Consider the following 12,575-nt stretch of genomic DNA (forward strand, 5'->3'; position numbering starts at 1 on the left):
TGTCAGCACGGGCGACGCTACGGATCCGTTCTGTCGCGTCGCGGAACGCCGTCACACCTCGGTGCAGGCGTCGCCGGATGAAGGGTCGCCGTAGAGCACGAGGGCGGTCCCGGTGGCATCGAGAACCGAGACGTAGGCTGCCCCGAGGCGAATCGCTTCCTCACAGAGCGCCAGCGCCGCCTGCGCTTCCGGGCTGCCGGGCTCGCCGCGCGGGGTGGGGATGCTGGTGGAGATCTCCCAGCGCCCCGGCCCGGTCTCCCGCACACCCGTGGCCTCGGGAGCGACGATGTTCAGTGAGGTCAGCGTGTCGCCTTCGGCCGGTGCGTCATCCGACGGCGCGTCGTCCGTCGGCGCTGCCTCGGTCGGCGCATCCGCTGTCGGCGTCTCGGCCGCCGGCGTCTCGGCCGCCGGTGTCGGCGTGCCGGCCACCGTCGCGGTTCTGCTCGGCGTGGCCGTCGGCGACGGGTCCGACCCTGCACAGCCGGTGAGCACGAAGACCAGGGCGGCGGCGGGGACGAGCACAGAACGCTTCATACGTGCCACGGTAGCGGCGCCCTGAGTTCTAGAAGTCCCAGTCGTCGTCTTCGGTGGCCTCGGCCTTGCCGATGACGTACGACGAGCCCGAACCCGAGAAGAAGTCGTGGTTCTCGTCGGAGTTCGGCGAGAGCGCGGACAGGATCGCGGGGTTCACGTTCGTCACCGACGACGGGAACATCGCCTCGTAGCCGAGGTTCATGAGCGCCTTGTTGGCGTTGTAGTGCAGGAACTTCTTGACGTCCTCGGTCAGGCCGACGTTGTCGTAGAGGTCCTGCGTGTACTGCACCTCGTTGTCATAGAGCTCGTAGAGCAGCGAGAACGTGTAGTCCTTGAGCTCGTCGCGCCGAGCCTGGTCGACCGTTTCGAGCCCGCGCTGGTACTTGTAGCCGATGTAGTAGCCGTGCACGGCCTCGTCGCGGATGATGAGGCGAATGAGGTCGGCCGTGTTCGTGAGCTTCGCCTTCGACGACCAGTAGATCGGCAGGTAGAAGCCCGAGTAGAACAGGAACGACTCGAGCAGCGTCGAGGCGACCTTGCGTTTGAGCGGGTCATCGCCACGGTAGTAGTCGACGATGATCTGCGCCTTCTTCTGCAGATTGACGTTCTCGGTCGACCAGCGGAAGGCCTCGTCGATCTCCTTCGTCGAGCACAGCGTCGAGAAGATCGACGAGTAGCTCTTGGCATGCACCGACTCCATGAAGGCGATGTTCGTGTACACGGCCTCTTCGTGCGGGGTGAGTGCGTCGGGAATGAGCGACACCGCGCCGACCGTTCCCTGGATCGTGTCGAGGAGCGTGAGCCCCGTGAACACGCGCATCGTCATCGTCTGCTCGTCGGGGGTGAGCGTGTTCCACGACTGGATGTCGTTGGACAGCGGCACCTTCTCGGGAAGCCAGAAGTTGTTCACGAGGCGGTTCCACACCTCGAGGTCCTTGTCGTCCTGGATGCGGTTCCAGTTGATCGCCTGGACGTGGTCCAGGAGCTGCAGCTTCTCGGGGGCCATCAGAGTCCTTCAGTTCTTCGTCGGTTCGCAGTTCTTCGTCAGTTCGGCGATCTCGGTACGCCACCTTCGGCGGCTACTCGATCACCGGGAGGGATCACTCACAACGTGCAGGAAACGCACTCGTTCATGTCGGTGCCCTCGAGCGCCAGCTGCCGCAGGCGGATGTAGTAGATCGTCTTGATGCCCTTGCGCCACGCGTAGATCTGCGCCTTGTTGATGTCGCGCGTGGTGACGGTGTCCTTGAAGAACAGGGTGAGCGACAGGCCCTGGTCGACGTGCTGCGTCGCCGCGGCATACGTGTCGATGACCTTCTCGTAGCCGATCTCGTACGCGTCCTCGTAGTACTCCAGGTTCTCGTTCGTCATGAACGGCGCCGGGTAGTAGACGCGACCGAGCTTGCCTTCCTTGCGGATCTCGACCTTCGATGCGATCGGGTGGATCGAGGACGTCGAGTTGTTGATGTACGAGATCGAACCGGTCGGCGGGACGGCCTGCAGGTTCTGGTTGTAGATGCCGTACTCCTGGATGCTGGCCTTCAGCGCCTTCCAGTCCTCTTGGGTCGGGATGTGGACATCGGCGAAGAGCTCAGCGACGCGCTCGGTCTGCGGCATCCACTGCTGGTCGATGTACTTGTCGAAGAACTCCCCCGACGCGTAGGTGGAATCCCAGAACCCGTCGAAGACCTCGCCCCGCTCCTTCGCGATGAGGTTGGACGCACGCAGCGCGTGGTACACCACCGTGTAGAAGTAGATGTTCGTGAAGTCCAGCCCCTCTTCCGAGCCGTAGTGCACGTGCTCGCGGGCGAGATAGCCGTGCAGGTTCATCTGCCCGAGTCCGATCGCGTGCGAACGGTCGTTGCCGTCTTCGATCGAGCGCACCGAGGCGATGTGGCTCTGGTCGCTCACCGCGGTGAGCCCCCGGATCGCCGTCTCGACGGTCTGGCCGAGGTTGCCGCCATCCATCGCGAGGGCGATGTTCATCGACCCCAGGTTGCAGGAGATGTCCTTGCCGATCTGGTCGTACGACAGGTCCTCGTTGTACGTCGTCGGGGTGTTGACCTGCAGGATCTCGCTGCAGAGGTTGGACATGTTGATCCGGCCCTTGATCGGGTTGGCCCTGTTCACCGTGTCCTCGAACATGATGTACGGGTAGCCCGACTCGAACTGGATCTCGGCGATCGTCTGGAAGAACTCGCGCGCGTTGATCTTGGTCTTCTTGATGCGCGCGTCGTCGACCATCTCGCGGTACTTCTCGGTGACGGAGATGTCGCCGAACGGCACGCCGTAGACCTTCTCGACGTCGTAGGGCGAGAACAGGTACATGTCCTCGCCGTTCTTGGCGAGCTCGAACGTGATGTCGGGCACGACGACGCCCAGCGACAGCGTCTTGATGCGGATCTTCTCGTCGGCGTTCTCACGCTTGGTGTCGAGGAAGCGCATGATGTCGGGGTGGTGGGCGTTGAGGTAGACCGCCCCCGCGCCCTGACGCGCACCGAGCTGATTGGCGTAGCTGAAGCTGTCTTCGAGCAGCTTCATGACGGGGATGATGCCCGACGACTGGTTCTCGATCTGCTTGATCGGCGCGCCGGCCTCACGGATGTTCGACAGCAGCAGGGCGACACCGCCGCCGCGCTTGGACAGCTGCAGCGACGAGTTGATGCCGCGCGAGATCGACTCCATGTTGTCTTCGATGCGCAGCAGGAAGCACGAAACGAGCTCGCCGCGCTGTGCCTTGCCCGAGTTGAGGAACGTCGGCGTCGCCGGCTGGAAGCGCCCCGAGATGATCTCTTCGACCAGATCCATGGCGAGCTTCTCATCACCGTCGGCGAGGCCGAGGGCGGTCATGACGACGCGGTCCTCGAAGCGCTCGAGGTAGCGCTTGCCGTCGAAGGTCTTGAGCGTGTAGCTCGTGTAGTACTTGAAGGCGCCGAGGAAGGTCTCGAACCGGAACTTCTTCGAGTACGCGAAGTCGTTGAGCTTCGAGATGAAGTCGAACGAGTACTTCTCGAGCACGGCCGGCTCGTAGTACTCCTTCTCGACGAGGTAGTCCAGCCGTTCCTTGAGCGAGTGGAAGAACACCGTGTTCTGGTTCACGTGCTGCAGGAAGTACTCCTGCGCCGCGCGCTTGTCCGCGTCGAACTGGATCTTGCCGTCGGCGTCGTACAGATTCAGCATCGCGTTGAGGGCGTGGTAGTCCAGCCCTTCGAACGCGGGGTTGTGCTTGAAGTCGGTCCGCGCCTCGGTCACTGCAGATTCCACCATTGTTCCAATCCGTCGCTCACGCGATCGATGTCGTCCGGCGTGCCGAATACTTCTAGCCGATACAAGTGGGGCACACGGCACTTGCGGCTGATGATGTCGCCGGCGAGGCAGAACGCATCGCCGAAGTTGGTGTTCCCCGCGGAGATGACTCCGCGGATGTGACGACGGTTTCGCTCGTCGTTGAGGAACCGGATCACCTGCTTGGGAACGGCCCCCTTCTCTTCGCCGCGGCCCTGGCCGCCCCCGTAGGTGGGGGTGACCAGGACGAACGGCTCGTTCACGAGAAGGGGTTCGTGAGAGGAATACAGCGGGATGCGCTCGGCACGCATGCCCAGCTTCTCGATGAAGCGGGCGGTGTTGCCGGAAACGCTCGAGAAGTACACCAGCAGCGGTGCCTCAACGGCGACCTGCATGGTCTTCCCCCTCAGTGATGTGTTCCTGATCAGAGACGAGACGCGAGCTCGTCGATCTTGTCGGGACGGAAGCCCGACCAGTGGTCCTCGTCGGTGATGACGACAGGCGCCTGCAGGTAGCCGAGCGCCTTCACCTGCTCGAGGGCCGAGGGATCCTCGGACAGGTCGAGAACCTCGTATTCGAGGCCCTTCGAGTCGAGTGCCCGATACGTCGCGGTGCATTGCACGCACGCCGGCTTCGTGTAGACCGTGATCGCCATATGGATCCGTCTCCCCCTTACATTCGATGCTTTCCGGCGGTTTCCCCCCACCGGGAGTCCAATACTACATATGGGTACCGACATTCGATAGCACCACAAGGTCTAGTAGTTACATCCGTGTAGTTTTCCACCGTTCTCTACAGGTACAACACAAGTTGTCCACCGATTCATCCACAGGACGCGCCCTGTCTTCGGCGTCCGAAAAGACCAGGATCACGCCTGTTTCGGATGACCGGACACTCGAACGATCCACAGGTGGGACGCTACGAGGGGGTTCCGACATCGGATCGGCCTGTGGATGGACGCCCTGGCGTGTCGTCGGCGTGTCGGTCGGCAGCATCCGAAGGCACTACCTTTGATCCGTGGCGGGGTACCGGGAGCTTCTGCGCACGCCCGGGGTCGGGCGCATCATGGCAGCACAATTGACGGCTCGCTTCCCCAACGGGATGACGAGCCTGGCGGTGCTGCTGCACATCGAGCACGTCACCGGCTCGTACGGTGCCGCCGGCCTCGTGCTCGCGGCCACCTCGATCGGGCAGGCCGTCGCGGGACCCGTGACGAGTCGCTGGATGGGCCGGTGGGGCATGCGGCGCGTCATCTCGATCGCCCTCGCCGTCTGCGTGCTCGCGATCCTCTCGATCGCCCTGTTCGTCCTGCCCGTGCCGCTGTACATGGTGCTCGGACTCATCGCCGGCCTGTCGACGCCGCCCGTCCAGTCCGCCGTCCGCACGATCTACCCGAAGATGGTCACGGCCAAGCAGCTGACGCCGCTGTACTCGCTGGACGCGTCGCTGCAAGAGGTCATCTGGATCCTCGCGCCCGTCGTCATCACGTTCGTCGCAACGCAGGTGGGAACCGTCCCGGCGCTCCTGGTCGTCGTGGTCGTCCTGGTCGGCGGCGGCACGTGGTTCCTCTTCTCCCCCGAGCTCGGGCGCGTGCGGATCCCGCCGAGCCGCCGCGGAATCGGGCGCGTGCTGGCCAAGCCGCCCGTCCTGCTCGCGACGGTCGTGGGCTTCCTGCTGATCGGCGCGTGCGCCGCCGTCGAAGCCGGCGTCGTCGCGACATTCGACCACGGCGGCCTCGAGGCGGGTCTCGTGCTCGCCGTCTTCGCGTTCGGCAGCCTCGGCGGCGGCCTCGCCCTCGGCCACCTGCCGATGGGACGCTGGTCGATGGCGCGGCGCCTCGCCATCGTCACGGTGGGCCTGTCGCTCACGATGCTCTCGCTCGACGTGTGGTGGCTCGGCGGCACCCTCGTCCTCGCCGGCATCGGGATCGCCCCCGCCCTCGCCGTCATCTTCGCGATGACCTCAGCGAGCGTGAAGTTCAGCGAGACCGCCGAAGCCTACGGCTGGGTCGGCACGGGACAACTCATCGGCGCCGCGACGGGGTCGGCGATCGCGGGCTTCCTCATCGACGACATCGGCCCGAGCGGCGCCTACATCGCCGGGACCGGGTTCGCGGCGGTCGGGCTGCTCGTCGCCGTCGTCTTCGTGCGCTGGTTCCCCGACCTGCGCCATCGCGACGTGAGCCCGATCCCCGACACCGAGCCGACCTCGACGATCACGGGGCCGATCGCCCGACCCTGACGCGATCATCCTCGAGAGGTACGCGGATCGTGCCGCAGACGGATGCCGCGGCCCCGGCCCCGTTCGTAGCGTCGGAGTGTGACGAACAACGTCTTTCCCCTCGGAGCCTTCGTGCTCACGCTGCTGGGCAACATCCTCGTGCTCATCGTGCTCGCGACGGCCGCCGTCACCGTGCTCGCATCCGCCGTCGTCGTCTTCGGCGGCGACGTCCTCGGCCTGTGACGGGAGGCACGCCCTCGACGATGACGCGGGGCGGCATACCCTGGAAACATGCCGACTCCCCTGACTCTCCCCCGCCTGTCGTGGGGTGATCCCGCTGCGGAGCGTCGCGCTCTGCTCGTGCACGGTCTCGGGTCGAACGGCGCGCTCATGTGGCGCTACGGCGTGGCTCTCGCCGACGACGGCTGGCACGCGATCGCGATCGACCTGCGCGGCCACGGCACGGCGCCGCGCGCCCTCGACTACACGATCGCGGCCTACGCCGCCGATCTCGCGCTGACACGGCCCGACGACGCCGGCGCGTGGGACCTCGTGATCGGCCACTCGCTCGGCGCGGCGGCCTCGACCTCGGCGGCAGCGGCGGATCCCGCGTGGACGCGCCGGCTCGTGCTGATCGACCCCGCCGTCCACCTGAGCCCGCGCGACCGCGACATCGTCCGCAACAGCCAGGAGCGCTCCTTCGCCGACCCCACCGCAGCCGCCGTCCGCGCTGAGCACCCGACGTGGCACGAGAACGACGTCGAGCTCAAGGCGCTTTCGGCACAGCAGGCCAGCCGGTGGGCGGTCGAGCAGACGAGCGTCCAGAACCCGGCGTGGGACGAAAGGGAGGCGGCATCCCGTCTGTCGGTTCCGACCCACATCATCGCGTCGGATCCGAAGGTCTACTCGATCTTCGCGGGTGAGCTCGCCGCCGAGGTGCTCGCGAATCCGCGGGTGACGATGTCCGTCGTGACGGGCGCCGGGCACTCGCCGCACCGCGACAAGCCCGAGGACACCATCCGGCATCTGAGAGAGGCACTGTCATGACGACCTTCGACCCCGCCGGCATGCTGCCCGATGAGCTGCTCGAGCGGTTCCGTGCTCGAGCGGTGATCCACGACCGTGAGAACACGTTCCCCGACGAGGACCTCGCCGAGCTGACGGCGATCGGCTACCTCGCGATCCTCGTGCCGCGCGAACTCGGAGGTGCGGGCCTCGGCCTGGCCGAGGCATCCGTTCTGCAGCAGCGCCTCGCGACGGCCGCACCGGCCACGGCGCTCGCGATCAACATGCACCTCGTCTGGACGGGGGTCGCCAAGGTGCTCGCCGATCGTGGCATCGACAGCATGCGGTTCGTGCAGCAGGGCGCCGCCGCCGGCGAGGTGTTCGCGTTCGGGATCAGTGAGGCCGGCAACGACCTCGTGCTGTTCGGCAGCGACACGGATGCTGCGCCCCGGGCCGACGGCGGGTACGCGTTCACCGGGACGAAGATCTTCACCTCGCTCGCACCCGTCTGGACGCAACTGGGGCTGCACGGCCTCGACAGGACCTCGCCCGATGCCCCGCAGCTGGTGTACGCCTTCGTTCCGCGGTCGGAGGCCGTCGTGACGCGCGACGACTGGGACACGCTCGGCATGCGCGGCACGCAGTCGCGCACGACCGAGTTGCACGGCGCCGTCGCGCCCGCCGACCGGGTCGTGCGACGGGTGGCGCCGGGGCCGAATCCCGATCCGATCGTCTTCGGCATCTTCAGCGTCTTCGAACTGCTGCTCGCCTCGGTCTACACCGGCATCGCACGGCGAGCGCTCGACGTCGCCGTCGAGACGGTGCGGCAGCGCACGTCGAAGAAGACGGGCACGACGTACAGCCAGGACCCGGACATCCGCTGGCGCATCGCCGATATGGCCCTCGCCTACGACGCGCTGCCGCCGCAGATCGAGGCGCTCTGCCGCGACGTCGACGGGCTCGTCGACCACGGTCCGCGCTGGTTCACGCTGCTGAGCGGCGTCAAGCACCGAGCCGTGACGATGGCGAAGTCCGTCGTCGACGACGCCGTGCTCGCGGCGGGCGGTTCGTCGTACTTCAGGCGGTCCGAGCTCAGCCGGCTCTACCGCGACGTGGTCGCGGGGCTCTTCCACCCCTCCGACCCCGAGTCCGCCCACGCGACGGCCGCCTCGGCCTGGCTCGGGCCGCTCGAGTCCTGACGGCGACGGGGTCGCGGCGGTTGCGCGTCGACAGACCTGACCGACCACCCTCCCCGTCGGCTCGCCACCCGACCTGCCCTCGGCCCCGCCGCGTCGGCCTCCGCCCGCCGCGCCCCGTGCGAAGATGACGCCATGGCGCGCACCCCGACTCATCTGCTGAGTCCGGCCGATCAGGAGCGGCGTCGCGGACTGCGCTTCATGAAGGGCGTCGCGCTCGGCGCGCTGATCTTCATGGCGATCGTGTTCGTCGTCGCCTTCGTCTTGCAGCAGCAGGCCCCGTGGCTCGCCTACGTGCGGGCTGCGGCGGAGGGCGGCATGGTCGGCGCCCTCGCCGACTGGTTCGCCGTGACGGCGCTGTTCCGCCACCCGCTCGGGATTCCGATCCCGCACACCGCGATCATCCCGAACCGCAAAGACGAGATCGGGCGCACGCTCGGCGAGTTCGTCGAGACCGAGTTCCTGCGCGGCGACGTCGTGCGCACCAAGCTCGAGGCGACCGCGCTGTCGGCGCGGCTCGGCGAATGGCTCTCGCAGCCGGACCATGCCGACCGCATCGCCGCCGAGGCGTCGGTGATGGCAGCGGGCGTGCTCAGCGCGCTGAGCGACGACGACGTGCAGCATGTCATCGAAGATCTCGCCCGCGAGCACCTCATCGCCCCCGAGTGGGGCCCGCCGCTCGGCGACTGGCTCTCGCGCATCGTCGACGCCGACGCGCATCACGCCGCGGTCGACCTCGCCGCCGACAGCATCGCGACGTGGCTCGAGAACAACCAGGAGGCCTTCGCGGGACTGCTCTCGCGCCGTCTGCCGGGCTGGCTCCCCTCGGTCGCGCACCGGCTCATCGACGACACCGCCTACCGTGAGGCGACGAAGTTCGTCGCGGCGGTCCGCGCCGATCCCCGGCATCCGGCACGTCTCGCGATCGACGGATACCTCGTGCGCCTCGCCGACAACCTCCGGCACGATCCCGCGACGATCGGCCGGTTCGAAGACGCCAAGGCGGCGGTGTTCGACAGCCCGCGCGTGCGCGATCTCGCGGCGCAGGCGTGGGGCACGGCCAAAGCCGGGCTGCTGCGTTCGCTCGCCGATGCCGACAGCCCGCTGCGTCGTCGCGCGGCGGCGGCCCTCGCCGAGGTCGGCGAACGGCTCACGACGGATGCCGCCCTGCAGGGCCGCGTGGACCGCTGGGCGACGGATGCCGCGGTGTTCCTGGTCGACCGCTACCGCCACGACATCGCCTCGATCATCTCCGACACGGTCGAGAAGTGGGACGCGGCAGAGACGACCGAGAAGATCGAGCTCATGGTGGGCCGCGATCTGCAGTACATCCGCCTCAACGGCACGGTCATCGGAGCCCTGGCGGGTCTGGCGATCTTCACGATCGCGCATGCGCTGCTGGGGTGAGACGGCGTAGCCTGATGCCGTGGACGCCGACCAGCTCCTCTTCTCCTACGGCACGCTGCAGCGCCCCGACGTGCAGCTCGACACCGTCGGCAGGCATCTCGAGGACGAACCCGATGTCCTGCCGGGGTACCGGCTCGACTACGTCGAGGTTCAGGACCGACGTGTCGAGGATGCATCGCAGCGTCGCCGGCAGCCGATGCTGCGGCCGACCGGTGATCCGCTCGACAAGGTCGTGGGGCGCACGATGTGGCTGACCGAATCGGAGCTCGACGCGTGCGACGAGTACGAGGCGTCGCTGTACCGGCGCGTCGCGGTCGTGCTCGCCAGCGGCCGCTCGGCGTGGGCCTACGTCGCGAACTGACTGCAGTAGCGTGAGAGGGATGGCTCTCTCTCACGATCCCCTCTGGCCTCGCGCGGGCGATTGGCCGCCCGCCGGAGACGAGACGACGGATGCTGCGATCCTCGGCGTCCCCGCACACGCGACGTCGCTGTCGCCGACCGGCGCCCACGCGACCCCCGCCGCCGTGCGGGAGACGCTGCAGCGGTTCAGCCCGACCGTGATGGGACCGCCCCCGGTCGATCTGGGCGCCCTGCACGTCGTCGACGGAGGAGACGTCGACGACCCCGACGGGCCCGCCGGCGAGCAGCGCACCGAGGAGCGCGTGCGGGCGCTCGCGGCACGGTCTCGACGGGTCATCGCCGTCGGCGGCGACAACTCCATCACGTACGCCGTCGCCCGAGGCGCCGGCGCCTCGGGCCTCATCACCCTCGACGCCCATTTCGACCTGCGCGACGGTGTGTCCAACGGGTCCCCCGTGCGCCGGCTGATCGAGGCCGGATTCGACCCGCGCCGCATCGTGCAGCTCGGCATCGCCGACTTCGCGAACTCCTTCGCCTACGCCCGCCGCGCCGCCGACCTCGGGATCACCGTCGTGACGCTCGATGACCTGCGCCGCCGCGGGATCGCCGAGGTCACGGCCCACGCGCTCGAGGTCGCGGGGGCCGGGGGTGGCGGCATCCATCTCGATATCGACGTCGACGTGTGCGACCGCTCGGTCGCGCCGGGGTGTCCCGCGTCGCTGCCGGGCGGGCTCGCCGCGTGGGAGCTGCGCGCGCTCGTGCGCGGCATCTCGACCGATCCGCGCGTGCGGTCGGCCGACATCGTCGAGGTCGACGCGACGGCCGATGCCGCGGACGGGCGCACGGTGCGCCTCGCGGCGCTGTGCGTGCTCGAGCTGCTCGCCGGGCTCGCGGGAGCGGCGTCGTGACCCGGCTCGTGCTCGTGCGGCACGCCAAGTCCGACTGGGGCGATCCGGCCCTGGACGATCACGATCGTCCGCTCAACGCGCGCGGACTGCGGGATGCCCCGCGGATGGCCGAGCGCCTCGCGGCGACGGGGCTGCGGGTCGACGCGCTCCTGTCGAGCACGGCGCTGCGCGCCGTCACGACGGCGGACTTCTTCAGCGGCGCGCTGGGCGTGCCGGTGCAGCAGCAGGAGCGGCTCTACGGAGCCCCGGCGTCGCTGCTTCTGCGTGCCGCGGCCGAATCGGGGGCCCGGTCGGTCGTGGTCGTCGCGCACGACCCGGGCATGAGCGTGCTCGCGGGCGAGCTGTCCGGCGGCGGGATCGGACACATGCCGACGTGCGCCGTTGCGACCTTCGGATGGGATGTCGGCGACTGGGACGTCGCGACGAGCGTCGACCCCGAAGAGTGGACGTGGAGCACGCCGCGCTCAGAGTAGGGCGCCGTCCTTCCACACCGCGTCGATGAGCGGGACGCCCGGCCGGTAGGCCAGGTGCACGCGCGTCGGGGCGTCGAGCAGCGCGAGGTCGGCCCGCAGGCCGGGAGCGATCACGCCGATGTCGGCGCGGCGCAGTGCGCGGGCTCCGCCCGCCGTCGCCGCCCAGACGGCCTCGGCCGGCGACATGCCCATCTCGCGCACGGCGAGCGCGATCATGAGCGGCATCGAGCTCGTGAAGCACGACCCCGGGTTGCAGTCGCTCGCGAGGGCGACCGTGACGCCGGCGTCGATGAGCCGCCGCGCGTCGGGGTACGGCTGCCGGGTCGAGAACTCCACGCCCGGCAGCAGGGTCGCGACGGTCTCGGATGCCGCCAGCGCGGCGACGTCGGCATCGGAGAGGTACGTGCAGTGATCGACGGATGCTGCGCCCGAAGCCACCGCGACGAGCACACCGTCGCCGTGGCCGAGCTGATTGCCGTGCACGCGCGCCTGAAGGCCTCGTGCGATGCCCGCCCGCAGGATCCGCTCGGACTCTTCGGGGGTGAAGGCGCCGCGCTCGCAGAAGACGTCGATCCAGCGAGCGTGCGGCGCGCACGCGTCGAGCATCTCACCGCACACGAGGTCGACGTAGGCGTCGCGGTCGTCGGCGAACTCGGCGGGCACGACGTGCGCGCCGAGGAACGTGACCTCGTCGGTCATTTCGGCCGCGATTCGCGCGAGTCGCTCCTCGTCGTGCACCGACAGGCCGTAGCCCGTCTTGACCTCGAACGTCGTCGTGCCCTGGGCGTGCAGCTCGTCGGCGAAGCCGGCGAGACGGGCACGCAGCTCGTCGTCAGTCGCGGCGCGGGTGGCGGCCACGGTCCGCCGTATGCCGCCCGCGGCATACGGCACGCCGGTCATGCGGGCCTCGAACTCGTCGGCCCGGTCTCCGCCGAAGACGAGGTGCGTGTGGGAGTCGACGAACCCCGGGATGACCGCGCGCCCCCCGGCATCCACCGTTGACCGCGAGACTGCAGCGGGAGGCCGAGACTGCGGGTAATACCCACGGTCTCGGCCGCCGGTTGCAGTCTCGCGGTCGATGGATGCCGCGGGTCGGGCGTCGGACGCGGGGCGCCCGGCCGCGGAGTCCGGGCCGCGCCCGGCGGCGGGGTCGGGGCCGCGCCCGGCGGCGGGGCCGGGGCCGCGCC

The 12,575-nt window shown here is 68.6% G+C and carries 14 protein-coding genes; 8 read left to right on the forward strand and 6 right to left on the reverse strand.

The features are described from left to right. Positions 1-51: 51 nt before the first annotated feature. From ACWICD_RS05210 to nrdH, 5 genes are all read right to left on the reverse strand, one after another. Positions 52-534, reverse strand: coding sequence for a hypothetical protein (locus ACWICD_RS05210; RefSeq protein ID WP_454139500.1), 483 nt, complete (start codon positions 532-534; stop codon positions 52-54). Between the two features lie 28 nt (positions 535-562). After that, on the reverse strand, positions 563-1,540 hold the full coding sequence (nrdF, locus tag ACWICD_RS05215) for a class 1b ribonucleoside-diphosphate reductase subunit beta (RefSeq protein ID WP_376129417.1): 978 nt from the start codon (positions 1,538-1,540) through the stop codon (positions 563-565). Positions 1,541-1,638: 98 nt separating this feature from the next. After that, positions 1,639-3,801 carry a class 1b ribonucleoside-diphosphate reductase subunit alpha gene (nrdE, locus tag ACWICD_RS05220; protein WP_454139501.1) on the reverse strand — a complete coding sequence of 721 codons (2,163 nt, stop codon included), beginning with the start codon at positions 3,799-3,801 and terminating at the stop codon, positions 1,639-1,641. Then, positions 3,783-4,214 (reverse strand): class Ib ribonucleoside-diphosphate reductase assembly flavoprotein NrdI, encoded by a 432-nt coding sequence (nrdI, locus tag ACWICD_RS05225; RefSeq protein ID WP_376129412.1) that lies wholly within the window; start codon positions 4,212-4,214, stop codon positions 3,783-3,785. The genes nrdE and nrdI overlap by 19 nt, the downstream gene beginning before the upstream one ends. A gap of 29 nt (positions 4,215-4,243) precedes the next feature. Then, a complete protein-coding gene (gene nrdH / locus ACWICD_RS05230; RefSeq protein ID WP_376129410.1) occupies positions 4,244-4,474 on the reverse strand; it encodes a glutaredoxin-like protein NrdH in 231 nt (76 codons plus the stop codon). 362 nt (positions 4,475-4,836) lie between these two features. Here nrdH and ACWICD_RS05235 point away from each other — a divergent pair, with 362 nt between their 5' ends. The 8 genes from ACWICD_RS05235 (at position 4,837) to ACWICD_RS05270 (ending at position 11,388) form a co-directional block, all read left to right on the forward strand. Beyond that, complete coding sequence (locus ACWICD_RS05235; RefSeq protein ID WP_454139502.1) at positions 4,837-6,060, forward strand: MFS transporter; 1,224 nt, start codon at positions 4,837-4,839, stop codon at positions 6,058-6,060. A 78-nt stretch (positions 6,061-6,138) separates the two neighbouring features. Further along, on the forward strand, positions 6,139-6,282 hold the full coding sequence (locus tag ACWICD_RS05240; RefSeq protein WP_454139503.1) for a hypothetical protein: 144 nt from the start codon (positions 6,139-6,141) through the stop codon (positions 6,280-6,282). Positions 6,283-6,330: 48 nt separating this feature from the next. Further along, complete coding sequence (locus ACWICD_RS05245) at positions 6,331-7,086, forward strand: alpha/beta fold hydrolase (protein ID WP_376129407.1); 756 nt, start codon at positions 6,331-6,333, stop codon at positions 7,084-7,086. Beyond that, on the forward strand, positions 7,083-8,243 hold the full coding sequence (locus ACWICD_RS05250; protein WP_454139504.1) for an acyl-CoA dehydrogenase family protein: 1,161 nt from the start codon (positions 7,083-7,085) through the stop codon (positions 8,241-8,243). Before ACWICD_RS05245 ends, ACWICD_RS05250 begins: the two co-directional genes overlap by 4 nt. Positions 8,244-8,375: 132 nt before the next feature. Continuing rightward, complete coding sequence (locus ACWICD_RS05255) at positions 8,376-9,647, forward strand: DUF445 domain-containing protein (RefSeq protein WP_454139505.1); 1,272 nt, start codon at positions 8,376-8,378, stop codon at positions 9,645-9,647. 19 nt (positions 9,648-9,666) lie between these two features. Continuing rightward, positions 9,667-10,008, forward strand: a complete 342-nt coding sequence (locus ACWICD_RS05260; RefSeq protein ID WP_454139506.1) for a gamma-glutamylcyclotransferase family protein — start codon at positions 9,667-9,669, stop codon at positions 10,006-10,008. A gap of 19 nt (positions 10,009-10,027) precedes the next feature. Then, positions 10,028-10,915 (forward strand): arginase family protein, encoded by an 888-nt coding sequence (locus ACWICD_RS05265; protein WP_454139507.1) that lies wholly within the window; start codon positions 10,028-10,030, stop codon positions 10,913-10,915. Next, positions 10,912-11,388 (forward strand): SixA phosphatase family protein, encoded by a 477-nt coding sequence (locus ACWICD_RS05270; protein ID WP_454139508.1) that lies wholly within the window; start codon positions 10,912-10,914, stop codon positions 11,386-11,388. The genes ACWICD_RS05265 and ACWICD_RS05270 overlap by 4 nt, the downstream gene beginning before the upstream one ends. On the opposite strand, the gene hutI is transcribed toward ACWICD_RS05270, so the two are convergent. Beyond that, on the reverse strand, positions 11,380-12,575 hold a 1,196-nt coding region (gene hutI, locus ACWICD_RS05275; RefSeq protein ID WP_454139509.1), incomplete at its 5' end, for an imidazolonepropionase. The two genes, ACWICD_RS05270 and hutI, sit on opposite strands and share 9 nt — an antisense overlap.

Source organism: Microbacterium sp. NPDC055357, assembly GCF_053644835.1.

Coding starts and splice junctions, on each gene's coding strand:
- ACWICD_RS05210 (WP_454139500.1), bottom strand. CDS start 534: ATGAAGCGTTCTGTGCTCGTCCCCGCCGCCGCCCTGGTCTTCGTGCTC.
- nrdF (WP_376129417.1), bottom strand. CDS start 1,540: ATGGCCCCCGAGAAGCTGCAGCTCCTGGACCACGTCCAGGCGATCAAC.
- nrdE (WP_454139501.1), bottom strand. CDS start 3,801: ATGGTGGAATCTGCAGTGACCGAGGCGCGGACCGACTTCAAGCACAAC.
- nrdI (WP_376129412.1), bottom strand. CDS start 4,214: ATGCAGGTCGCCGTTGAGGCACCGCTGCTGGTGTACTTCTCGAGCGTT.
- nrdH (WP_376129410.1), bottom strand. CDS start 4,474: ATGGCGATCACGGTCTACACGAAGCCGGCGTGCGTGCAATGCACCGCG.
- ACWICD_RS05245 (WP_376129407.1), top strand. CDS start 6,331: ATGCCGACTCCCCTGACTCTCCCCCGCCTGTCGTGGGGTGATCCCGCT.
- ACWICD_RS05250 (WP_454139504.1), top strand. CDS start 7,083: ATGACGACCTTCGACCCCGCCGGCATGCTGCCCGATGAGCTGCTCGAG.
- ACWICD_RS05255 (WP_454139505.1), top strand. CDS start 8,376: ATGGCGCGCACCCCGACTCATCTGCTGAGTCCGGCCGATCAGGAGCGG.
- ACWICD_RS05265 (WP_454139507.1), top strand. CDS start 10,028: ATGGCTCTCTCTCACGATCCCCTCTGGCCTCGCGCGGGCGATTGGCCG.